The sequence below is a fragment of the Natrinema salinisoli genome (assembly GCF_020405205.1).
In the GTDB taxonomy this organism is placed as follows: Archaea; Halobacteriota; Halobacteria; order Halobacteriales; family Natrialbaceae; genus Natrinema; species Natrinema salinisoli.
In genome coordinates this window covers 482,690-505,890 of the sequence record NZ_CP084469.1, presented here as the reverse complement: position 1 = coordinate 505,890, position 23,201 = coordinate 482,690, and the positions used below count along the sequence as shown (strand labels likewise).

Below are 23,201 nucleotides of genomic sequence, written 5' to 3'. Positions count from 1 at the left end.
GAACTCATCAGTCGGCGAGCAACGCGCGCGTTCGACGGTGTCGGTACCACAGCATACCCGCGAGAAACGGCGTGGCCAACGGACGCTCGCCGCCACCGGGCACCCGGTACTCGATCCGGTCGTGGATCAGCGTCTCGTCGCCGAGGTCCACGAATCGGTGGGTGTGCCGCCACGCCTCGAAGGGGCCGCGATCGCCGACCTGTTCGTCGACGAACGACGCGCGATTCTCGCTCACCTCGCGGTCGACGATCTCGACGACCCACTCGGTCGCCGTGAACAGATCGAGCGGCCGCGTCTCGAGGTGAATCTCCGTGCCGACGAGATAGCCGTCGGGGTCGGGCTGGCCGTCGGGTCCGATCACTCGAGGGACGCGGAGTCCCATCCAGTCGGGCGTCAGTATGGGGAGCTCGTCGACGGTATCGTAGAATTCCCAGACGGTCTCGAAATCGGCGTCGATAATCGAACTCCGTCTATACGTCGGCATACCGAAGCAGAGGAGATCCCCGTATAAATTTCGCGCCTCGATCCCGGGATACTGGGACCGATCCGCGATGGAGAGATCGTTATGAGCGAAGGTATCTCCCCCCATATAAACACCCACTATTCAGAGGATTCTGGCGGTAGCGTCCCCAACGCGTGGGAACGGGCGGTTTCGGTTAAAGAATGGAGTGGCAACCCCGTCGTGTATGCTACCGAAACGCTCCGCCACACGAGGTGGTCGGCGATGAGTCTCTCGCGACGCGATTTCCTGGCGGCGGCCGGGACGGGGGCTGTCGGGTCCCTCATCGGCTCCGCGTGGGGAGCGACGCAAACTGTCGACCCGATCACGCAGGTCGACAACCCGCTCAAATCGTATCCGAATCGGGACTGGGAGCAAGTCTATCACGACATCTACTCGTACGACAGGGTCGACTGGACGGTCTGTCACCCCAACTGTACGCAGTCGTGTGCGCTGAACTTCTACATGAAAAACGGCGTGCCGATCCGCGCCGAGCAGATTTACCACGAGGAAGAGGGGAGTCCCGGGCCGGGCAGTCCCGGCGGATACGAGGAAGCGGGCGTCAGCCGCCACTGGAACCCCCGCGGCTGTATGAAGGGACTGACCCTCCACCGCCGAACGTTCGAACCGAGCCGGATCAAGTATCCCATGGTTCGCAAGGGGTGGAGTCCAGACGATCCAAACCCCGAGGGCCGCGGCGAGGACGAGTTCGAGCGCGTCTCCTGGGACGAAGCCATCGACCTGATCGCCGAAAAGATGGCGAGTCTCGAGGACGAGAAGCGATTCCACATTTTCAACGCGATCAAGTCGGACGGACTGATCACCCGGCACGGGGCCGGACGGCGACTAGCCTCGATTTTCGGCGGCTGCGAGTGGACCGAGTACGACTGGTACGCCGATCTGCCGCCGGGTCACGTCATCACGACGGGCTATCAGACCAGCGACGCCGACGCGTCGGCCTGGCGGGCCGCCGACTACACGATCATCCAGGGGAAGAACCTGATCCACAACAAGCTCGCGGACAACCACTTCCTGCAGGAGACTCGTGAGCGCGGCGGGAAGATGGTCGGCGTCTACCCCGATTACTCGCCGACGGTCCAGAAGTGCGACCGCTGGCTTCCGGTCCGCCCCGGGAGCGACCCCGCGTTCGCGCTGGGAATTGCCAACGTCATCATCGACGAGGAACTCTACGACGCGGAGTTCATGCGGAAGTTCACGACCCTGCCGCTGTTGATCCGGCAGGATAACGGGAAGTACCTCCGCGCCCACGAGGTGTTCTCGGACCACGAGCCGCCCGCCGAGGACAGCAAACAGCGCCACGAGGAGAACGACTGGGGCGACTTCGTCGCCCTCGACGAGAACGGTGATCCCGTTCCCGTTACCCGCGAAGAAGTCGGCGACGAAATGGCTGTCACGCCCCGACTCGAGGTCGATTCCGAGATCGAGTTGGCCGACGGTGGGTCGGTCGGCGTTCATACCGACTTCACCCGGCAGAAGGCGAACATCATGGAAAACTACGATCCGGAGACGGTCGAGGAGATCACGACGATCCCGGCCGACGCGCTCCGGACGACTGCTCGGGAGTTCGCCGCGGCCGACAAGGGGCAGTGGTTCACGGGCGAGGGGATCAACCACTGGTTCCACTCCAACGACTCGCTCCAGCGGACGATCTTCTTCGTCCAGTCGATGCTTGGCAACATCGGCGAGCGAGGGGCCGGCTACTACAACTACTCCGGTCAGTACAAAATCGAGTTGCTCGACGGCTACCCCGAATACGTCAACCCCGACGGCAACGCGGCCCACGGGATGTATCCCGGCTACGCGTTCGCGTTCTTCGGGGGCGAGCAGCTAGACGCCCACGACATCCGCGGCGACTTCGACCGCGAACTCGACCTCGTGCCACAGGGCGACGCCGAGGAGCCGGTGGTGCCGACGAACGCCGAGTCGTACACGATGTCCAAGCCGACGATCCTGTGGACGATGAACTGCAACCTCCTGAACCAGACCAAACATCAGGAGCACGTCATCGAGAACTTCGTTAAACACCCCGACACGAGCAACGAGCTCTCGATCGTCTCGGACATGCACATGACCTACTCCGCGCGCCACGCGGACATCGTGCTCCCGGTTCCCTCCTGGCTCGAGTGTGATTACCCCGACATCACCGTCGGGCCGGAGAACCCGTTCATCCACATGGACCACGGGGTCATGGACTCGATCTACGATACGAAACAGGACGGCGAGGCGGTCGCGCTCGTCGCCGAGAAGCTCGACGAGAAGATCCCGCCCGAAGAGCGCAACGTCGACTCCTACCGGGCGTACTTCGACAAGTTCCTCGACGACGACAAGGACGTCCGCGACTACATCCAGCAGACGCTGGACGCGGGGATGACGACCCGCGATATCGACGTCGAGGACATCGAGGACGGCCCGGAACGGCTCCAGCTCAAGACGTATCCGCGGATCTCCTTCTATTCCCAGATCAACGAGGACCGGCCGTTCTACACCAAGACCGGCCGCATGGAGTTCCACAAGGAGGAAGACCGCTTCCTCGAGCTCGGCCGGGCCGATCTGGACCACATCGAGAGCCCCGAGGGGACGCCATACGGGGTGAACAAGAAGTGGGACGAGGCGAAAGACGAGGAGAACCCGCTGTATCACGACGAGGAGTATCAGTTCTACTTCAACACGCCTCACCCGAAGTACCGCACGCACTCCTCGTGGGGGATGACGGACTGGAACCTGATCTGGGCGTCGCGCGACTTCGGATCGACCAACGCCGATCCCGAGGGAACCGAACGGCTGGTCGACGACTTCTCGTTCCCGCAAGGGGAGGGCGAGACGGAGGAGACGCCCCCGCTCGGCGAAGCCTTCGTCGAGATGCACCCCGAAGACGCCGCGGACATCGACGTCGAGAACGGCGACTACGTTCGGATCAGCGGCAAGCGCGGCGATCTCGTCGTGCGCGTGATGATTAGCGAACGCCAGCGGCCGCGTTCAGCCGGCGACATGGGCCAACTGACCATCTGGCACGGCTGGTGGCCCCAGCACTTCCCGGACGACGAGGAGAACGAGGACAGCGTCAAGGGGTACAACGTCACGACGAACATCTGGCTCGATCCCGCCCAGGAGACAGACGACCTCGTCCACAAGGCCGTCTTCGGCGATCCGAACATCTCCGAGGAGGTCGAGGACGACATCGTCTGGAAGGGGGCCGAACTCGAGCACGGCTACGAGGAAACCGTCTGGGCACCGACCGGCACGAACCGGGACGACCTCGTGGAAGTCGAGAAGTACGAGGAGGCGGACTGGTGGCCCGGCGACGCGCGGAAGGACGAACTATTCCAGGACTACGTGAGCGGCTCGCTGCAGGGAGGTGACAGCTGATGCCGGAAACCTACAATCCACAACTCGGGCGCGAGCACAGCTACCCCTACGAACACCGCGAGGAGGAGCGCGACTGGCACTGGGGGATGATCATCAACATCAATCGGTGTATCAACTGCAACACCTGCTCGTTCGCCTGCAAGTCCACGTGGACGAGCGGGAAGGGCGAGGAGTACATGTGGTGGATGAACGTCGAGACCGAGCCCTACGGCGGCTATCCGATGGGCTGGGACATGCGGCTCCTCGACGACCTCGGTGACGACGAGACGATCTTCGAGGCCGCCGACGACGGCGAGAAAGTCAAAGGCTACATCGCCCAGAAAGAGGAGTGGGAGTACCCCGCGCTGGGCGACGACCAGGTTCACGGCGAGTACCCCACCGGCGACGTCGTGGAGAGCGACCTCGAGAACGACGAGTACCACGACATGTGGCAGTTCTACCTGCCGCGGCTCTGTAACCACTGCAAGAACCCGGCCTGCCTCGCCGCGTGTCCGCGGAAGGCGATCTACAAGCGCGAGGAGGACGGGATCGTCCTGCTCGATCAGGAGCGGTGCCGGGGCTACCGGAAGTGTGTGAAGTCCTGTCCGTACCACAAGCCGATGTACAACCCCGAAACCGGCGTCTCGGAGAAGCCGGTCGGCTGTTTCCCGCGCATCGAGGAGGGCAACGTTCCACGCTGCGTCTCCTCGTGTATCGGGAAGACGCGCCTGCACGGCAACATCAATCGCGGTCCCGACGCCGGCCACCCGGGCGGAAACACCTCCGCTGCAGCCGGTCGGAGTCCGGTGAACTACCTCGCCAAGAGCGACGAGAAGATCGCGCTGCCGCTGTACCCGCAGTTCGGGACGCGGCCGCAGGTGTTCTACATGCCGCCCTACCACGTGCCGCCGGAGTTCCTCACCCAGATGTTCACGCCGAACACCGAGGACAAGCAAAACGAGTGGCCCGGCAGCACCTTCGAGGAATCGATCAAGATCGTGCAGGATCGCGTCCGAAATCCGAGCCACCACACCCTCGGGATCCTCCAGCTGTTCGGCGCGACCACCCGCCTCATCGAGACCTACAACGTCAAAGAGAACCGCGTGAAGGGGTGGGATCGCAAGGGGAACAAGGTCGTCGACATGCCCTTCGAGGAAGAGATGGAGGTCCGCGAGGGCGAGATGTGGACCAACCAGCCCTGACAGACCCATGACACCGACACACACCACTCCGGATCCCGAGTATCACGCCGCGCGGGCCACGCTGTACTGCGCCGCCGCCGCGGCGTTTACCTACCCGACAGAGGACACCGTTCGCGAACTGCTCGACCCCGAGGCCCGAGCGGGGATCGAACGGGCCGCCGAGGAGCTCACCGTCTCCGAGGAGGCGACCGCGCTGCTCGAGGCCCTCGAGTCGACCGACCTCGAGGACCTGCAAACGGCGTACAATCAACTGTTCGGCCTCCCCAGCGACGACGGGACCTACGCCGTGATCCCCTACGAGGCCCATTACACGACCCGCGACGAGATCAGCAGCGAGCAGCGTCGGATCGCGACCGTCGTCGGGCTGATGGAGGAGTTTGGCCTCGAGCCCAGCGACGATTTCGCGGAACGGCAGGACCACGTCGCCGCCGAACTCGAGTTGGCGCAGGTACTGGCCGGCCAGCGGGCCGTCGCGCTCGAGTCGGGCGAACCCGCGGCCGCCGAGCGCGTCGGGCAGGCCGAGTCGACGGTGCTCGCCGACCACCTCGTCGAGTTCGTGCCGGCGCTCGCACACGATCTCCGTCGGGCGACGGACGAACCGGTCTACGAGGCCGCGGCGGACCTCGTCGAGGAACTGGTGACCTACGACAACGGGAAACACCCGGATCCGAGCGTGTCGGCCGACGCGGCGAACGGGGGTGAGACGCCGTGAGTTCTGACCCCGTCGAGATCGGCCCGCTCTCGATCGACCGCACCGCCGCGCGCCACGCGACGAAGCTGGCCGCAATCGTATTGTGTCTGGTAATGATCGTGCAGGTGCTGGCGGTCGCCGTCCTCACGGGCGGTCCGCTGCCGCTCCTGTCGGTCAACGAGGTGCCGGCGGAGCCGGACGCCGAGGCGTGGGAAGACGCGCCGACCGAGACCGTCTCGCTCCAGAACCAGCAGATGATTCCACCCTACGGCGGCGGGAGCGTCGACAACGTGACGGTTCAGTCCGTGACGAACGACACGCACGTCGCCTTCCGCATGGAGTGGGAGGACCCGACGATGGACACGGAGATCAACGAGCCGAACGCCTACAGCGACGCCGCAGCGATTATGCTCCGGAGCGGGGAGGAGCCGCCGATCACCATGGGTGCGAACGGGAATCCGGTTAACATCTGGTACTGGCGCTCGAGCTGGCAGTTCTCGGAGTCCGACCCCGGCGGCGACATGTACACCTATCCGCATCCGGACAACCGGACGAAACCGGGACAGGCTGCCGGCAACCCGCTCTCGCAGTCCTCGTATAACCGCTACGGCCAGAACTACTACGCGATGGGCTACGGCTCGCTGACTCACGCGGAGACCCAGCCCGTCGCGGCGAACGGCGAGCGGACCGACGACGGCTGGGCCGTCGTGTTCCAGCGCGAACACGACGCGAGCGGCGAATACGATGCGTCGTTCGAGGACGGCGAGCGGATGTACCTCTCGTACGCCGTCTGGAACGGGAGCGCCGACGAGGCGAACGGACAGAAGTCGCTGTCCTACGAGTTCCTCACGCTCAATACGGAGGACGGAACGCTCACCACGGCCGACTCCGGTGGGAACGGCGACGGCAGCGAGGCCGAAAGCGCCGACGGCGGTGCCGGGGCCAGCGCGACCGAATCCGCGAGCTGGCTCGTCGGTGCCGCGACGAACTGGCCCGCCGCGATCGTCCTCGCGACGGTCGCCGCGTGGCTCGTCAGCTACTGGAGGAAACTCGAATGACCGACTACGCGAACCGAAGTGCCCGCGGTCGGGCACCCGACGACGACGAGGCAACGCTCCGCACGCGGCTCGAGGCCGATCGCGAACGCGATCGGCGCCGCGCCGCGCTCGGATTGATCGATCTGGCGGACGACGGCGGATTGACACCGGCGACGATCGGAGGGCTCACCGAGCTGGTGCTCGCGGACGACTCCCCGGACGTGCGGCAGTTCGCGGTCGAGGCGCTCGGCCTCGCCGCGGGTGCTGACGGCGGAGACGCAGCCGGCGACGCGATTCGGGCGGCGCTGAACGACGACCACGAGTGGGTCCGCGCCGAGGCGGTCGTCGCCCAGTCGCGGGCCGAGCCCGGAAACGACGGGCGGCTGCGCGAGGCGCTCGAAGACGACAGCGGCTGGGTGCGGCGCAACGCCGTCATCGCGCTGTCGAAGACGGGTGCAGCGTCCCAGGAGCTGCTGATCGAGCAACTCAAACACGATCCCCACTCCGGCGTGCGGGAGTACGCCGCCGACTACCTGCGGGAGTACGCCGATGACGTGAGCGAAACCGTCCGGATCCTCGCGGCGGTGCTGGCTCGGGATCCGGAGGCGTTCGTCCGGGCGAAGGCCGCGACCAGTCTCGGCGACCTCGGGACGGACCGCGCCGAGGAGGTCCTCGAGCGCCACGGCCTGAACGATCGAAGCGACGACGTACGACGGTCGGCGAAGCGAGCGCTCGCGACGGCACGCGGCGTCGACCCGGAGCAGATCGACGCCGGACTGGACGACGATGCCGCACCCGGCGGCGGGCCGGGATCGCGGCGGGAACAGGAACGACAGGGCCCGGGCCCGGGACAGGGGCCGGCCGGCTCGATCGACGGGCTAACGCAGGGACAGCGTGATCGACGATGACCTACGAACTCGACAGCACACCCACGGACGAGCCACGGAGCGCAGACGAATCGCACGCGAACCACGACCCGGACGCGGGCTGTACGACGGACAGTAGCGCTGCGGGATCGACCATCGAGGAATCGCTCGGCGTCACGATTCCCGACGACCACGTCGGTGCCTTCGTCGCGCAGGCGTTCGAGGACGTCGAACGGTCGACGGAGTGGACCGAAGCCGTCGACGCCGTCGTCGCGGAGGACGCCCGCAGCGCCTGGCAATCGCTCACCCCGAAGAAACAGGTCGTCGAACTGTTGACAATGGCCGATGGGTTCGACGAGCGGGCAACCGAGTTGCTCGAGGGAATCCCCCTCGATCGGGGCGGACTCGACGACAATATGCGCGAGCAGTTCGACGAGGCGACGCGGCTGCGCCGGAACGCCGACGTCCTCCGCGACGGCATCGCCGCGGGCTACGCCGAGGGACGGGTGAGCGACGACGAACTGGTCGACGCCGTCGAGGCCTTCGAGTTCGATACCGCGACGATCGCCGAGCGGGAGGACGCGCTGGAGACGGTCGCCAACACGTACGACCTCGACTACCGTCCCTACGGCGGGACGCTGATGACCGAGCGCGAACCCGACGAGGACGCCGACGAATTCGAGGCCTGGTAACATGGCGAAACACGATATCGTTCCCGACGACGTCCCGACCGACGACCTCGCCGACCGCGTCCGGAACGGCCTGCGAGACGTCGAAGACCCGGATCTGGGCGGCGACGTGCTCGAGTCCGGGCTAGTCACTGACGTCTCGGCCGACGAGGGGACCGTTCGGATCGCCGCGGACCTCGCCGGATTCGACGAACCGACCGCAGAAGACGTCACCGAGGCGATCCGCCGACGGGCCCTGGCAACGCCCGGCGTCGAGCGTGCGACGGTCGAAGGCGACGCGCCCGATGCGGCCACGGACGACGAGATCGACGGTCCCGCGGGCGTCGACACCGTGATCGCCGTCGCGAGCGCCAAGGGCGGCGTCGGTAAGACGACCGTCTCGACGCAGCTCGCCAGGGCGCTGGCGGCCGATTCCGATCGGGACGTCGGCATCTTCGACGCCGACCTCTACGGGCCGAACGTGCCGGAACTACTGGACCTCGAGGGCCCGGTCTCCGCCAACGCGGAAGGGAACGCCGAACCGATCGACGCTGGCGACCTCACCGCGATGAGCGTCGGCCTCATCGCGAACGACGAACCGTTGGCCTGGCGCGGTGCGATGGCTCACGAGGCCGTCAGCGAGCTGTTCGAGGACACCGCGTGGGGCGATCTCGATACCCTCGTCGTCGACCTGCCGCCGGGGACCGGCGACATCGTCCTGACAGCGCTGCAGTCGCTGCCGATCGACGGCGCGGTGTTGGTCAGCACGCCCCACCCGACCAGCGTGGACGACACGTCGCGCAGCGCCACGCTGTTCGAGGAAAACGGCGTCCCGCTGCTGGGAACCGTCGTCAACATGCGCGGGTTCACCTGCGAGTGCGGCCGCGAGCACGACCTCTTCCCGGACACGGACGTCGAGCGGGAACTCGACCAGCCGGTACTGTGCGAACTGCCCTTCGACGAGCGCGTTCGGGACTTCGGCGACGACGTGCCAGCCGAGACGATCGATCTCGCCGACGCCGTCCGCGAGCGACTCGAGGACGTCGGCGATCTCTCGGTGCCCGATCACGCGCTCGATCTGCGCGGGCTGCCGAAGCCGATCCGCCACGAGCAGGCCACCGAGGAGTTCCGGGCGACCGAGCCCGGCGAGACGTTCTACCTGATCAACGACCACGATCCGTCGCCGCTCGCGGCGGAGCTCGTCGCAGCGGTCGGTCGAGACGGATCGCCCGGTGACGCCTTCGAAGAGTACGAGGTCCGCCGGCGAGGGCCGGACGAGTGGGTGATGGCCGTCTCGCGATAGTCACGGAGCGACGAAGCAAACGCGATCCGGAACTCCCTCGTTCATCGACCGTTCGAACGGGTCTTGTAGCCTTACACCGAGATAAGAGCCATGCGTCAAGATTCGACTCTCCGTGCCGTCTGTCTGGCGGGACCGAGCGATTCCGGCAAGACGTCGCTCGTCGAGGAACTCGTGTCCCGACTGGGCGCGGAGGGCCGCGTCGCGACCGTCAAGTCGATCCATCACGACGTCGAGATCGATACCCCGGGCAGCGACACGTACCGCCACCGGACCGCGGGTGCCGAAACCGTCATCGGGATAACGCCCGAACTGACCTTCGACATCGCGACGCGAGGGAAACGGGATCCGCCCGATCCCGACGGTGACGCCCTTCTGGAGTCGGATGACCCCGAAATTCGGGCGCTCTCGAGGGGCCTCGAGCGACTCGCCCGTCGGGGGTACGACACCGTGCTCGTCGAAGGCTTCGCACAGGCACCCCTTCCGACGATCCTCTTCGGGGAGAGAGATCCGTCCGCCGTCTGCGGCCCCGTGGTCGGACGCGGCGACGATTCTATCGACGACCTCGTCGGGGCGATCCGTTCGCTCAAGGGGCTCGAGTTCTCTCACGCTGGCGGACCGAGCGACGAAACGGACTGTTGAACGGACCCAGCGGTCGGGAACGAACCGATTCTGTCCGCCATCGCGACCGGAGCCGGTCAGTTGACGTAACCATAATCAGTTGTGTTCCCACAATATAGGAACCGAAACCAGTTGTATTTGTACTGTCGATCCAACGGGACGTATGCACAGTCGCGACGGCTGCGCTGGGTCTACCTCGAAGAGCCGTCGGAGCGTCCTCGCCGCGGCGGGCGCGCTCTCGGCGGGGCTGGTCGGGACCGCGGGTTGTCTCGGTAGTACGGACAGCGTTCGCGTGCTCGCCGCGGGTAGCCTGGCCGTCGCCCTCGAGAACGGCGTCGGTCCGGCCTTCGAGGCCGACTCCGGGCTGGGATACCAGGGCGAGTACTACGGAACCAACGCTGCGTTGCGGCTGGTCGAGGACGGAACGAAGTATCCGGACGTCGTGATCGGTGCCGACGTCGACCTCCTGCGAGAGCGACTCTATCCCGACCACGCCGACTGGGACGTCGAGTTCGCAGCCAACGAGGTCGTGATCGGTTACGCGCCGGAGACCGAACCGGGACGACGACTCGCGGAGGGCGAGCCGTGGTACGAGGTGTTCGCCGACGCCGACGAGGACGCGATCGCGATCGGCGATCCCGACCTCGATCCGCTGGGGTATCGCGCCCTTCTCCTCTTCGAACTCGCCGAGCGCGAGCACGGACTCGAGGGATTCCGCGACGCGATGGCCGACAAGGTCGCCCACGTTCCCGACGAACCACAGTTGCTCGCCGGCGTCGAAAGCGGAAACCGAGCCTGTGCGGTCGCCTACGCCAACATGGCTGCCGAGCGCGACGTCGCCGTCCGCGAGCTCGACGACGCCTACAACTTCGGTGATCCCGGGTCCGCAGACCGGTATGCGCAGGCGAGCTACACCACCGAGAGCGGTCACACGGTCGAGGGATCGCCGGTCGTCTACACCGCCACGGTTCGACGCGGCGCGGACGATCCGGACGCGGGACGGACGCTCGTCGACTACCTCCTCGAAAACGATGAACTGCTGGTCGAACACGGCCTGCGAGTCGATAACTCTCTCCCCCGATTCCACGGCGACCCGCCGGAGGCGATCGAAGCGTGAGTCGCATCGAGCGGAACTCGAGCGGCGAGCCATCGGATACGAACCGGGGCGCGTCCAGGTTCGATGCGAGCCTCGAGTGGCTCCCGAGCGGGCTCGTCGTCCCAGCGCTGCTCGGGTCGGTGTTGCTCGCGTACTTCGTCGTCCCGTTCGCGGTCTTTCTGTCCCGAACCCGGGAGGTCGACGTCCTCGCAGAACTCGCGGATCCGACTGTTCAAGACGCGATCGGGACGTCGCTGGTGACGGCACCGATCTCGACGGCGATCGCGACCGTCTTCGGCGTCCCGCTCGCGTACGTCCTCTCCCGGGCCTCGTTTCGCGGCAAGCGGCTAGTCGAGGCCCTCGTCTTGCTCCCGCTGGTCGTCCCGCCGATCGTGGGCGGGGTCATGCTGTTGACCGTCGTCGGTCGATACACGCCGATCGGCGCGGCCGCCGCCGCGCTCGGGATGCCACTGACGGGAAGCCGTGCCGGCGTCGTTCTCGCACAGACGTTCGTCGCCGCGCCGTTTCTCGTCGTCACCGCTCGCGCGGGCTTCGACGGCGTCGATCCGCGCCTCGAGGAGGCGGCCAGAACGTTGGGCTACGGACGACTCCGGACCGTGCGATCGGTTTCGCTACCGCTCGCACGCAACGCCATCGCCGCCGGCATCGTGCTCACGTTCGTGCGGGCGATCGGCGAGTTCGGCGCGACGATGATGGTCGCGTACGCGCCGCGAACCATGCCGACCCAGATACGCGTCTCGTTTATCGCAAGCGGTATCGATGCGATCGTCCCGATCGCACTCGCTCTGCTCGCGATCGCAGTGACCGTCGTCCTCGCCGTGCAATTACTGATCGGAACGCCTCGCCGACACTGAGTTGCCGTCTCCGCGACGCTATCGATCCTCTCGCTCTCGACCGATCAGAACGAGTGAAAGTCGCGCTACCCGGTTCTAAGTGCTTTGGAAGTGGGGTTATGGACGTCGTCGTTCTATCCACGGGTGAGACTCATGACATCCATCGCAGACATCGAGATCCCGGCCGACGGAACCGGAACCGGCGAGCTGTTCGAGGCAGTCCCTTCGCTTACGTGCGAGATGGAACGGGTCATCGCCTCGAGCGGCCACGGACTCTGGCTGTCGGGGCCCTCGCAGTCGGAGATCGAGACGGCCCTCGACGAGACCGGCTCGATCGGCGCCTACTCCCAGATCAGTAGCGACGAGGACCGCTGGCTGTACGACATCCAGTTCGAACCCGACACCGTCGACCCGTTCGAGATCGTCCTCGAGGAGGGCGGTACCGTACTGAGCGCCTCGGCCTCGAACGGCAAGTGGTTGCTCAGCGTCCGCGTCGTCGACCGGGACAGCGTGAGCTCGCTGTACGACCGCCTCGACGACAACGACGCCACGCCGACGATCGTCCGGCTGTTCGATCTGGCAGAGGAGACCCACTCCCAGTGTGGCCTCACGACGCGCCAGTACGAGACGCTGGTCGCGGCGATCGATCACGGCTACTTCGAGATTCCCCGCGAGGTCTCGATGCAGGAACTGTCCGAGGAGCTCGGCATCTCTCATCAGGCCCTCTCCGAGCGACTGCGCCGGGCCTACCGCGCGCTCGTCACGTCCGAACTCAACGTGACGGAAGAGGAGACCGCTGCCCCACAGATTCCGTCGAACTGACCCTCCCGGAGTGACGCCGAGTCCGTCGCACCCGCCTCGATGCTTTTCGCGGCTGCCCCACTGTCCGAAAGTGGTGACACCGCCTCGATTCGCGGATCGCCTATCGTTAAGATCATGGCGCCGAGCCTAGAGGTATGGAGATCGACAGCGACGACGACGTCTTACGGCTGACCTTCGACCGACCCGAGGCGCTCAACGCGATGACGATGGAAACGGCCGACGAACTCGCCGACGCGATCGAAGGCGCCACGCCGGCGGAATACGGTGCGATCGTCATCACCGGGGCGGGCGACGCGTTCAGCGCCGGCGGCGACCTCGAGTCGATGGCGGAAACGCCCGAGTCGTCCCAAGAGGCCTACGAACGGGTCACCGAGACCTTTGGCCGCGTCGTGGAAGCGATGCTCGAGTGTCCGGTGCCGATCGTCGCGAAGGTAAACGGCGACGCCATCGGTGCGGGCCTCTCGATCGTCGCGCTCGCGGACATCGCCTACGCCGCCGCAGACGCGACGTTTTCCTGTGCGTTCGTCAGAGTCGGCCTGATCCCCGACACCGGCGGCACCGTGATGCTCCCGCACATCGTCGGGCTGCGGGCCGCAAAGCAACTCGCGTTCACCGGCGAGTTTTTCGACGCCGAGCGCGCGGCCGACCTCGAGCTCGTCAACGAGACGGTCCCCGCCGAGGAGCTCGACGACCGCGTCGCCGACGCCGTCGACGGGCTCGTCGACGGCCCGACGGCAACGATCGGCATGATGAAACGGGCGATGCACGAGAACATGGGACGGTCCTGGGGCGAGGCGCTGGACTACGAGAACCTGCTTCAGGCGCAGGCTCGCACCTCGGACGCACACGTGGAGGGCGTTACCGCGTTCCTCGAGGATCGGGAGCCGGAGTTCGAGTAATCGGAGACGCCTCCGAATCGACGCGGAGCCGAGTCCGTGTGACCGGTCGCAAGCGTCCGCAAGCACCACGACCTTGCGCGAATCGACTCTCAATAGGAGTGCAATGTCTCCACGGATTACCGACGACGACATCGGCACGCGCGTCGTCAACGCCAACGGTGACGAGATCGGGATGGTCGCGGACGTCGAACACGGGACCGCCCACGTCGAACCGGACCCCGGAATCACGGACTCGGTCAAGGCGACACTCGGCTGGAGCGACAGCGGCGAGGACACGTACCCGCTTCAGGACGAGGCTGTCGATCACGTGACCGACGACGAGATCCGCCTGGAGAGTGAGATCTCCGGTCGCGAAACCGGAGGGACCGGCGGGGGTGCTGGCACGAGCAGAGACACCGAAACCGGAACGGGGAACCGTGGTATCGATCGGGACGACGACGATATCAGCGGTCGCGACGACGAGAGTGTGATCCGCGACGATGACGACGATCAACTCATCGGCGACGACGATGACGACGACCGTATCGGCGACGATCGCGGACGGTAATACGGTTTCTCACGGTCCACGAACCGGTCAACGGGGTCTCGGTTCCGAATTAGGGTTTTCGTTCGACGCTGCTGAGACTGGCGCGTTCCACGTTGAGAACTCCCGTGAGCGACGGGGAAGCGCGTGTTCCGAGAGGGTGGGTTACTCCTCCTCGGACTCGTGGTCCTCCTCGCCGTCGCCCTCCGAGGAGAGGTCCATCTCGTCGGTTTCGCTACTTCTCTCCGTCTCACCGCGGTCGTGTTCCCCTTCGTCGGTCAGGTCCGCTTCGGGGCCGCGCGGAGACGACTGTCCGCGCTGGTGCTGCTGATCCCGCTGCCCCTGCTCCTGCCGGTCGGTATCGATTCGCTGTGAATACTGGTCTCGTAATCGACCCTGACCGGTCTGCATCGCCGAGTGCCCCCGTTGGGTCGGCTGTCCGTGTTCTCCGCCGCGTCGTCCCTGCTCACGCGGCTCACCGTGTTGGCTGTGTCCCTGGCCCTGTTGTGATCCAGTTCGCGGCTGTGATTCTTGTGGCGAGCGATCTTGCTGGTACCCCTGTTCGAACTGCCCCGACGAACCCGATCGCTCGGATCCTGGCTGTCGCCGGGTGCCGGAGGCACCGGCCGATTCGCCGGCGTACTCCTGTGGCGTGACCCACTCGCCGGTTTGTGACTGCTGGGTGGGCTGACCGCGCGACCGGCCGCTCGCTTCCTGCTGCCCGCCCATCTGTGGCTGGCTCCCCATCTGCTGGCCCTCCATTCGGCCGCTCGTTCCCTGCTGACTCGGTCCCCGTTGCTGGCTCTGTCCGTGCATCCCTCCACCGCCCATCCGGCTGCCCATCCCCTCCATTTGCCCGCCCATCTGTTGCATCCCCTCCATTTGCGGCTGTGCGGCGGCCCGCATACCCTGTTCCATCGCCTGCTCCATCTCCGGCATGATCGCCTCCATGCCTCGCAGGTAACTCTCCATCATCGACTCGGTGAACTGCGGCGCGGGAGCGCTCTCGAACATCGACTTCGTCATCTCGAGACTCTGCTTCTGGACGCTTTCCTGCCACCTGAGTACGCTCAGCGTCATGCGAGCCATGTCGCGCTGGAGCTCGATCAGCTGCTCCATGGTCTGTTTCCCCTGGTTCATCGTCGATTCAGCCATCCGCTCCGTGTCCATGTCCGTCGACTGCTGTGTCTGGTGGTTTCTCATAGATTTCACCTGAGGATCCGCGGCCGCCGTCGATCCTCGGTCACGATTGCGGGCAATCGAGACGCAAATAAAGGCAGTCGTCGGTTCCAATCGGACCGGTGGCTCAATCATACGTAACCGGCCCGTCGCGGTCGTGCTCGGGGTACGGCGAGCACTCCCTCGCGACGAGATAATCCGATGAAAGTCGCGCTGAACGGTTCCCTAATCGCATCTTAGGAGCGACGAAACGAACGCGTCGCGGTCGAGCCGCCGTCAGGTATCGCCGTCGGTACTCGGTTCGCCGTGCGTCATTCCCTCTCGCTCGTCGGCCTGCATCCGGCGCAGCGCTGCACGACCCTTGCTCGCCTCGTAGCCGAAGAAGACCCCGTTGGCGTACTCCTGGGCGACTTCGGTCGCGTGAATCAGGTTGTCGACGTCGACGTTTACGCCGTACAATTCGACATTAAACGGCGTTTCGAGTGCGCTCTCGAACCCTTTCGCGATCGTCTCGAGCCAGTAGGTCGTGCCGTAGGCGGTGTCGTACAGCGGGACGACGAACTCGTCGACGTGCTCCTCGATGGCCGCGAGGTCGATGCCAGCGCGCTCGTAGAGGTGGCCGGGGTAGGGATCCGGGTAAAGCGTCATGTAGACCGTTCCCGGAATCCGGTCGGCTGCCTCATCGACGAACTCGGTGACGACGCTGGCCCGCCACTCCATGCGGTCGTCGTACTCGCTTTCGTCGAACGCCTGTTCGCAGACGCCGCAGCGACAGTACTCCGCGCGCGGGAAGCCGATATCGTCGAGGCGAACGTCCTCGTTTTCGGCGACGCAGTCGTCGATGATATCGAACAGGCCCTGTCGATAGTCGTCTCGAGAGGGACAGATGTACGCCCAGTCGAAGTAGGATCGTTCCCGGTCGGCCGGCCGTCCCATATCGTCGACGGGAACGAGCGACGGATCGGCGTCTGCGGCGGCGTTGTCGCCGAAACAGGAAACCATGTTCACCCCGTCGGCGATCGGTTCGGCGGACCGGCCGGTCACGTCTTTGACTTCGTAGAAGCCGCGGTCGAACTCCGGCCACCGTACTTCTTCGGCGTTCCGAGTGACGACGCCGTACATACGAGAGGGTACGACGCCGTCACCGTAAGCCGTTCGGAATCGGGTGCTATTCTTGGGTCGGTTCGTAGTCGACTTCGACGTCCGACGAGCCGCCGAAGGCGGCTTTGTAGAGGACGGCGATGACGAACAGGGCGAGCACGATTTTGACGGTACGTGACATGTACGTCTAGAAAGTCGGCGGGGAATCACTTAGCTATTCTGGATAGTCGTCCGCCAGTGAAAGAAGCGCTCTGCCGACCGAGACGCTCAGGTGTCGATCAGTGCCGCGATCTCGTCGCGGACGATCGTCTCGCAGTACGAACAGCGAACCCCGTCCTCGAGGACCGAGAACCGCGACGTGACCGGTTCGTCGCCGGTCGTGATACAGCCGGCGTTGGGACAGGAGAGCACGCCCTCGACGACGTCGGGTCGTTCGACGCGGTGCTTCTCGACGACGTCGTAGTCCCGGACGATGTTGATCGTGGCGTCCGGCGCGATCAGCGATAGCACGTCGACCTCGTCCTGGCTCAGTTCGCGCCCTTCGACCTTGACGATGTCCTTGCGCGCGAGGCGATCGGACGGGACGTTCATTCCGACCGAGACCTCCTCGCCGTTGCTCCCGTCGATGCCCAGGATCGCGAGGACGTTCAGCGCCTGCCCGCCGTGAACGTGATCGATGACGGTTCCATCGCGGATCTTGCTCACCCGCAGTTCGTGGGCGTCGTTGCCGTCGTGATGATCGTGATCGTTACTCATCGGTTCCACCTCCGATCCCTTTGTCGTCGCTCAAGAGCAGATCTAGCAGCGCCATCCGGACCGGGACGCCGTTGTGCGCCTGTTCGAAGTAGGCTGCGTGGTCCGTCTCGTCGATCTCGGGTGCGATCTCGTCGACCCGCGGCAGCGGATGCATCACGGTCAGGTCGTCGCTCGCTGCCTCGAGCGTGTCGCCGTCGATCTGGTACTCGCCGGCGACCTTCTGATACTCGTTCTCGTCGGGGAACCGCTCGCGCTGGATCCGTGTGACGTAGAGCACGTCCAGCGAGGGGAGGACGTCCTCGAGGGAGTCGTGTTCTTTGATCCCCGTGCCGTCCTGTCGCTGGTGGAGGTCGTAGACGACTTCGCGGGGCAACTGCAGGCTCTCCGGGCTGATGAAGTGCTGGCGCGTGTCGAAGTTCGTCAAGGCGTAGGCCAGCGAGTGGACGGTGCGGCCGTACTTCAGGTCGCCCATGATGCCGATTGTCAGGTCGTCCAGGCCGGCGTTCTCCCGGATCGTGTAGAGATCGAGCATCGTCTGCGTCGGATGGTGGCCCGCGCCGTCTCCCGCGTTCACCAGCGGCACGTCGACGAACTCGCTGGCCATCGTCGCCGCGCCCTGTTTCGGATGTCGCAAGACGAGCGCGTCGGTGTACCCTTCGATGACCCGAACCGTGTCGGCGAGGGTTTCGCCTTTGGTCACGCTCGAGGACTCGACCGATCCCATGTCGACGACGTCGCCGCCGAGCCGCTTCATGGCGGTTTCGAAGCTCATCTTCGTCCGCGTGCTCGGCTCGAAAAAGAGCAGCCCGAGCAGCGTCCCCGCGTGACGGTCGGCAACGGCCGACGGATCGTCGTCGATCTCGGCCGCATAGTCGAGGACGGTCTCGATGTCTCCCCGAGAGAGTTGTTTGCTCGTGATGAGGTGATCGTGGCGCATTCGTTCGTGTAGGCTGTGGCATGCCCCTTGAATCTCTCCATTCGGCTCGCGAGTGGGAGTCGCCACCCTTCGATTCAGGAGACGGTGTACCAAGGCAAAGAGTTATACACGCACTGTAGTAATTGGTTAACCTGTATGGTCGGCCGGCTGGACACTGGAATCGACGTACTCGACCGAAAGCTCGACGGTGGACTCCCGCCGGGGTGCATCGTCGCCTACACCGCCGAGCCGGCTAGCCAATCCGAACTTCTGCTCTACGAGCTTACGGCCGCCCGCGGAACGCTCTATCTGACGACCGAGCGCTCCGACGACGCCGTCCGGCACGCGATCGAAGCCTCGCCGTCGTCCGTCGGGAGCCCGACGGTCAGACACGTTAGCAGCAACACGCCGCTCGAGGAGGCGACCCGTCTCATCGGCGCCCTCCCCGACGGCGCCAACCTCATCATCGACACGATGGACGTCCTCGAGCGGTGCGACACCGACGAGTACGTCACTTTCCTCAACGACCTCAAAGCCAAGATGCTCGAGACGGGGAGCATCGCCGTCCTCCACTGCCTGAAGGGGGACACGGTTCCGACGAACCGATCCCGGACCTTCCACGCGGTGGACGCCGTCTTCGATCTTCGGACCGAGATCGCCGGCACGGAACTCGAGAACCACCTGACGATCCCCAAGTTCCGCGGCGGCAGTCAGCCGACCGATGCGATCAAGCTCGAGCTCACGGAGGAAGTGGCGATCGACACGAGCCGCGACATCGCGTGATACAGCCAGCTTCGCATCAGGCCTCCTGTTCCGGCGTCGTAAACGGCGTGACCGCAGCGGTCCGTTGCGTGACCGTCGCCGTGCGCAGGATGTACGCGAACAGAACCATGAGGGGGAGTACACCGGCCGCAACGGCGATCGGAAAGATAACCGCACGGACCGACCGCGCGAAGGGCGGGCCTGCCCCGGCGGTCAGAACGAACAGCGCCGCGATGGCGGTGCCGACCGCGAGGACGCCCGTATAGAGCAAGTACCGCGAGAGCCGGGAGAGTTCGACCTGCAGGTACATCGCCTTGAAGTACTGGCGAGCGATGTCCATCTCCCGCAACCGGTCGCGGACGTTTCCGATCGCCTCGTCGACGTCCGCGGGGATGTCGTCTCCGTGAGTTCGCTGAATCTCCTCGAGCCGCTGAATCTCGCGCGCGAAGTTCGTCTCGAGCATCAGCGAGAGCGTGCTGAAGATGCCGGCGTCCGACCGCTCGATGTGATCGTCGATTCGATCGAACTCGTCGGTGATACTTGTCACGACCTCGTCGATCTCGTCCAGGGCGTCCGTCGGTACGGTCCCGGCGGCCAGTCCGCCGAGCCGCTGGGCCTCCTGGCGCGTACTCTCGACGACGAGCCGGAGGAAGCCGGCTGGCTCGGCCGGTGCGGTTCGGTTCGTGACCGCCTCGACCTGCTCGCGGTAGTCGGACGTCTGCTCGATCTCCGACTCGAGTTCGCCCGGCGTCCGCAGTTCGCGGGAGAGCACTAGTTGATTGATCGAGACGACGACGGTGATCAGCGTGAAGTTCCCCGATATCAGTCCGCTGAACGCGTAGAGCAGTGGTCGCGTGTCCGCGAGGGGGGCGACGTTCGCGATCGACAGTCCCAGATAGGCCAGTCCGAACGCGCTCGAGAGGGCCGCAGCGATCACGAACCGATTGCCGGTGAGCAGGATCCACCGCGTGGCCCGTCTAGTTCCGCCGCCGGACGGCCGTTCTCCACCGCCGTCACTCGTCGATTCGTCCATCGTGGCCACTCGGCCTACGTTTTCGCGGACGAAAAAGTCGATCCGCGCAGGTTCGTGGTCGTCGACGGCTGACGGAACGATCGACGACTCTCGTGTGTCGTTATTCCTCGGCGCCTTCGAGCTCGTCGACGATCTCGTCGGCGTCGACGTCGGCGTCCTCGAGGGCCTCCTCGATGTCGCCGCCGCCCATACCGCCCATGCCGCCCATCATACCGCCCATGCCCATGCCGCCCATGCCGTCGATGACTTCCTGGACGATGACGCGGTCGACGCCGATCTTGTCGATGATGTCCTGGCCGATCTGCTGTTTGCCCATCATCCACTGCTGGTTCATGGTCATCTGGGGCGTGGCCTCGAGGTAGAGCGTTTCCTTCTCGACCGTCTCGGTTTCGAATTCGGGCTCGGCGTCCTCGTCGTCATCCTCGTCGGGTTCGACGGGGACCTCTTCCTTGACCTCGTCCGTCTCGATCCAGAGCTCGGGCTCCATGCCGAGGTACATCTCGAACAGGCCGGCGGCCTGCTGCTCGCGGTCGTCGACCTCGTCGGCGATCGTGTACTCGTACTCGACGTCCTCACCGGCCAGCGGGTGGTTGAAGTCGACGCGGGCGCGGCCGCCGATGATCGTGCTGATGTAGCCCTGCTGGCCGTCGATCTGCACGTTTGCGCCAGGATAGCGGTCGTCCTCGTCGATCTTCTCCGCGCTGACGGTCTGGACGTCGTCCGGGTCGTACTCGCCGAAGGCGTCCTCGGCGGGGACGGTCACGGTGCCGGAATCGCCGGGTTCGGAGCCGACGATCGCGTCCTCGACGGCCTCGAAGATGTGGCCCTCGCCGACGACGATCGTCCGCGGCTTGAACTCCTGGCCCTGGTCGTCGACGCCCTCTTCCTCGGCGACCTCGGGGTCGGTCGTATCGACCAGCTGATCGTCCTCGACGGTGTACGCGGTGTACTCGAGTTCGACGAAGTCGCCGTCCTGCAGTCCCTCGGCTTCCTCGGTGTCTTCGTCGGCTACTTCTTCATCGACGTCATCGGCCTGCTCATCTAGCTCGGCCTCTTGTTCCTCGGTCATACGTTGTACGTCCGGCCGTCTACATTTAAGTACGACGCTTTGCGCCGAGAGCGACCGATACTTACGACCGCTGTGCGTTCTCACGGCCATGTACGAGGTCGAAGCGAAGGTGCCCGCCGCTCTCGAGGCGGTCCGTGACCGCCTCGAGGACCATGGAGCGACGCCGCTGGGAAACGTCGTCCAGGTCGATACGTACTACGACGCGCCCCACCGCGAGTTCGCCGAGACGGACGAGGCCCTTCGGATTCGGTCGGAGCGTCTCGAAGACGAGTCCGCCGAAACCCGCGTCACCTACAAGGGGCCGCTCCTCGACGACGAATCCAAGACCCGCGAGGAGGTCGAAACTGCCGTGGCGGACCGTGAGACGTTCGCAGCGATCCTGACGAACCTCGGCTTCGAACCCGCTGCGACCGTCCGAAAGGAACGCGAGCGGTTCGCGATCGAGGGGTACACGATCACGCTCGACTCGGTCGAGGACGTCGGCCAGTACGTCGAGGTCGAGACAGAAGTCGAGAGCGAATCCGATCTCGAGGTGGCCCGCGAGGGGGCCTACGACGTGCTCGAGCGACTGGGACTCGATCCCGACGATCAGATTCGGACCTCGTATCTCGGGTTGTTGCTCGAGGGCGAGTCGACTGCCCGTTGACAGCTACATAACCCGAGGGCATTTTCTGGACGGTATCTGTTTCCGCAAGTTATACGAACTCGCTCCGTCAAGAACCGACAATGAGCGAGCGGAACATCCGGATCGAGTCTATCGACCGGCAAGCGGTCGAGGATCAGGAGGTCGAAATCGTCGAACGAAAGGGAATCGGACACCCCGACTCCATCTGTGACGGCATCGCCGAGAGCGTCGCCGGGGCGCTCGCACGCGAGTATCTCGATCGCGTCGGCGAAGTACTTCACTTCAACACCGACGAGACGCAACTCGTCGCCGGCGAGGCCGCGCCCGCGTTCGGCGGCGGCGAGGTCGTCGACCCCATCTACCTGCTGATCGTCGGCCGCGCGACCAAACACTACGAGGGCCAGACCATCCCCGCCGAGACCATCGCGCTGCGGGCCGCGCGGGAGTACCTCGAGACGAACATTCCCCAGCTGACCGTCGGCGAGGACATCGTCGTCGACGTCAAGCTCGGGGAGGGAAGCGGCGATCTGCAGGAGGTCTTCGGAGAGGACGAAGTCAGCGTGCCGATGGCCAACGACACGAGCTTCGGCGTCGGCCACGCGCCGCTGACGGAGACGGAACAGATCGTCCTCGAGACCGAACGCCGGCTGAACGGGGAGTACGCCGAGGAAAACCCCGAACTCGGTCCGGACGTGAAGATCATGGGCAAGCGCGAGGGCGACGAGATCGACGTCACCGTCGCGGCGGCGATGGTCGACGAGTACATCGCGGACATGGACGAGTACATCGAGGCAGTCGAGTCGGTCCGCGAGTTCGCCGACGGCGTCGCGCGCGAGTACACCGACCGCGCGGTCGACGTCCACGTCAACACGGCCGACGACTACGACGAGGGGTCGATCTATCTCACGGTCACTGGTACCTCCGCCGAGCAGGGCGACGACGGTTCCGTCGGGCGAGGCAACCGCGCGAATGGGCTCATCACGCCCAACCGCTCGATGTCGATGGAAGCGACGAGCGGGAAGAACCCGGTCAACCACATCGGGAAGATCTACAACCTGCTCTCGACGGAGATCGCCGAGGGCGTGGTCGGCGAGGTCGACGGGATCCGCGACCTCCGCGTCCGACTTCTGAGCCAGATCGGCCGGCCGATCGATCAGCCCCACGTCGCCGACGTCCAGGTCGTCACTGACGATAGCGTCTCGGTGTCGGACGTCGAAGACGACGTCGAGGCGATCGTCGATCGGGAACTCGCGGCCGTCACCGAAATCACCCGCAGCGTGATCGAGGGCGAACTGTCGACGTTCTAACCGCCCGAA

General features: G+C 65.3%; 23 protein-coding genes. 16 read left to right on the top strand and 7 right to left on the bottom strand.

What is annotated here, in order from left to right; genetic code table 11:
- Positions 1 to 7: 7 nt before the first annotated feature.
- Complete coding sequence (locus tag LDB05_RS02580) at positions 8 to 484, bottom strand: SRPBCC family protein (RefSeq protein WP_226006370.1); 477 nt, start codon at positions 482 to 484, stop codon at positions 8 to 10.
- 240 nt (positions 485 to 724) lie between these two features.
- Between LDB05_RS02580 and LDB05_RS02575 the strand changes: the two genes are divergently transcribed.
- From LDB05_RS02575 to LDB05_RS02515, 13 genes are all read left to right on the top strand, one after another.
- Complete coding sequence (locus LDB05_RS02575; RefSeq protein ID WP_226006369.1) at positions 725 to 3,886, top strand: molybdopterin-containing oxidoreductase family protein; 3,162 nt, start codon at positions 725 to 727, stop codon at positions 3,884 to 3,886.
- Positions 3,886 to 5,067: a 4Fe-4S dicluster domain-containing protein gene (locus LDB05_RS02570; protein WP_226006368.1), complete on the top strand. Its 1,182-nt coding sequence runs from the start codon at positions 3,886 to 3,888 to the stop codon at positions 5,065 to 5,067. Before LDB05_RS02575 ends, LDB05_RS02570 begins: the two co-directional genes overlap by 1 nt.
- A 7-nt stretch (positions 5,068 to 5,074) precedes the next feature.
- Complete coding sequence (locus LDB05_RS02565; RefSeq protein WP_226006367.1) at positions 5,075 to 5,779, top strand: TorD/DmsD family molecular chaperone; 705 nt, start codon at positions 5,075 to 5,077, stop codon at positions 5,777 to 5,779.
- Positions 5,776 to 6,816 carry an ethylbenzene dehydrogenase-related protein gene (locus LDB05_RS02560; protein WP_226006366.1) on the top strand — a complete coding sequence of 347 codons (1,041 nt, stop codon included), beginning with the start codon at positions 5,776 to 5,778 and terminating at the stop codon, positions 6,814 to 6,816. The genes LDB05_RS02565 and LDB05_RS02560 overlap by 4 nt, the downstream gene beginning before the upstream one ends.
- Positions 6,813 to 7,703 carry a HEAT repeat domain-containing protein gene (locus tag LDB05_RS02555; protein WP_226006365.1) on the top strand — a complete coding sequence of 297 codons (891 nt, stop codon included), beginning with the start codon at positions 6,813 to 6,815 and terminating at the stop codon, positions 7,701 to 7,703. The genes LDB05_RS02560 and LDB05_RS02555 overlap by 4 nt, the downstream gene beginning before the upstream one ends.
- The gene (locus LDB05_RS02550) at positions 7,700 to 8,353 is read left to right on the top strand and encodes a hypothetical protein (RefSeq protein WP_226006364.1); all 654 of its coding nucleotides are present in this window, start codon (positions 7,700 to 7,702) and stop codon (positions 8,351 to 8,353) included. The genes LDB05_RS02555 and LDB05_RS02550 overlap by 4 nt, the downstream gene beginning before the upstream one ends.
- A gap of 1 nt (position 8,354) precedes the next feature.
- Positions 8,355 to 9,632 carry a P-loop NTPase gene (locus tag LDB05_RS02545; protein WP_226006363.1) on the top strand — a complete coding sequence of 426 codons (1,278 nt, stop codon included), beginning with the start codon at positions 8,355 to 8,357 and terminating at the stop codon, positions 9,630 to 9,632.
- Between the two features lie 90 nt (positions 9,633 to 9,722).
- Positions 9,723 to 10,271 (top strand): molybdopterin-guanine dinucleotide biosynthesis protein B, encoded by a 549-nt coding sequence (gene mobB / locus LDB05_RS02540; RefSeq protein WP_226006362.1) that lies wholly within the window; start codon positions 9,723 to 9,725, stop codon positions 10,269 to 10,271.
- A 142-nt stretch (positions 10,272 to 10,413) separates the two neighbouring features.
- On the top strand, positions 10,414 to 11,367 hold the full coding sequence (locus LDB05_RS02535; RefSeq protein ID WP_226006361.1) for an extracellular solute-binding protein: 954 nt from the start codon (positions 10,414 to 10,416) through the stop codon (positions 11,365 to 11,367).
- Between the two features lie 5 nt (positions 11,368 to 11,372).
- The gene (locus LDB05_RS02530) at positions 11,373 to 12,221 is read left to right on the top strand and encodes an ABC transporter permease (RefSeq protein ID WP_425498601.1); all 849 of its coding nucleotides are present in this window, start codon (positions 11,373 to 11,375) and stop codon (positions 12,219 to 12,221) included.
- Between the two features lie 132 nt (positions 12,222 to 12,353).
- Positions 12,354 to 13,022 carry a helix-turn-helix domain-containing protein gene (locus LDB05_RS02525; protein ID WP_226006359.1) on the top strand — a complete coding sequence of 223 codons (669 nt, stop codon included), beginning with the start codon at positions 12,354 to 12,356 and terminating at the stop codon, positions 13,020 to 13,022.
- 134 nt (positions 13,023 to 13,156) lie between these two features.
- A complete protein-coding gene (locus tag LDB05_RS02520) occupies positions 13,157 to 13,921 on the top strand; it encodes an enoyl-CoA hydratase/isomerase family protein (protein WP_226006358.1) in 765 nt (254 codons plus the stop codon).
- 103 nt (positions 13,922 to 14,024) lie between these two features.
- Complete coding sequence (locus LDB05_RS02515; RefSeq protein ID WP_226006357.1) at positions 14,025 to 14,468, top strand: hypothetical protein; 444 nt, start codon at positions 14,025 to 14,027, stop codon at positions 14,466 to 14,468.
- Positions 14,469 to 14,609: 141 nt separating this feature from the next.
- Here the strand turns inward: LDB05_RS02515 and LDB05_RS02510 are convergent, their stop codons facing one another.
- The 4 genes from LDB05_RS02510 to pyrB form a co-directional block, all read right to left on the bottom strand.
- Positions 14,610 to 15,647, bottom strand: a complete 1,038-nt coding sequence (locus LDB05_RS02510; protein ID WP_226006356.1) for a hypothetical protein — start codon at positions 15,645 to 15,647, stop codon at positions 14,610 to 14,612.
- A gap of 252 nt (positions 15,648 to 15,899) precedes the next feature.
- The gene (locus LDB05_RS02505) at positions 15,900 to 16,745 is read right to left on the bottom strand and encodes a hypothetical protein (protein WP_226006355.1); all 846 of its coding nucleotides are present in this window, start codon (positions 16,743 to 16,745) and stop codon (positions 15,900 to 15,902) included.
- 246 nt (positions 16,746 to 16,991) lie between these two features.
- Positions 16,992 to 17,480: an aspartate carbamoyltransferase regulatory subunit gene (pyrI, locus tag LDB05_RS02500; RefSeq protein ID WP_226006354.1), complete on the bottom strand. Its 489-nt coding sequence runs from the start codon at positions 17,478 to 17,480 to the stop codon at positions 16,992 to 16,994.
- On the bottom strand, positions 17,473 to 18,417 hold the full coding sequence (gene pyrB / locus LDB05_RS02495) for an aspartate carbamoyltransferase (RefSeq protein WP_226006353.1): 945 nt from the start codon (positions 18,415 to 18,417) through the stop codon (positions 17,473 to 17,475). The genes pyrI and pyrB overlap by 8 nt, the downstream gene beginning before the upstream one ends.
- Before the next feature lie 135 nt (positions 18,418 to 18,552).
- On the opposite strand from pyrB, the gene LDB05_RS02490 reads away from it, so the two are divergent.
- Positions 18,553 to 19,179: an RAD55 family ATPase gene (locus LDB05_RS02490; protein ID WP_226006352.1), complete on the top strand. Its 627-nt coding sequence runs from the start codon at positions 18,553 to 18,555 to the stop codon at positions 19,177 to 19,179.
- Positions 19,180 to 19,195: 16 nt separating this feature from the next.
- Here LDB05_RS02490 and LDB05_RS02485 read toward each other — a convergent pair whose 3' ends face one another.
- Together LDB05_RS02485 and LDB05_RS02480 are read right to left on the bottom strand one after the other, a co-directional pair.
- Positions 19,196 to 20,191 (bottom strand): DUF7972 family membrane protein, encoded by a 996-nt coding sequence (locus LDB05_RS02485; protein WP_226006351.1) that lies wholly within the window; start codon positions 20,189 to 20,191, stop codon positions 19,196 to 19,198.
- A 100-nt stretch (positions 20,192 to 20,291) separates the two neighbouring features.
- A complete protein-coding gene (locus LDB05_RS02480) occupies positions 20,292 to 21,260 on the bottom strand; it encodes an FKBP-type peptidyl-prolyl cis-trans isomerase (protein WP_226006350.1) in 969 nt (322 codons plus the stop codon).
- An 88-nt stretch (positions 21,261 to 21,348) separates the two neighbouring features.
- On the opposite strand from LDB05_RS02480, the gene cyaB reads away from it, so the two are divergent.
- A complete protein-coding gene (gene cyaB / locus LDB05_RS02475; protein ID WP_226006349.1) occupies positions 21,349 to 21,906 on the top strand; it encodes a class IV adenylate cyclase in 558 nt (185 codons plus the stop codon).
- A gap of 80 nt (positions 21,907 to 21,986) precedes the next feature.
- Positions 21,987 to 23,192, top strand: coding sequence for a methionine adenosyltransferase (locus tag LDB05_RS02470; protein WP_226006348.1), 1,206 nt, complete (start codon positions 21,987 to 21,989; stop codon positions 23,190 to 23,192).
- Positions 23,193 to 23,201 lie beyond the last annotated feature (9 nt).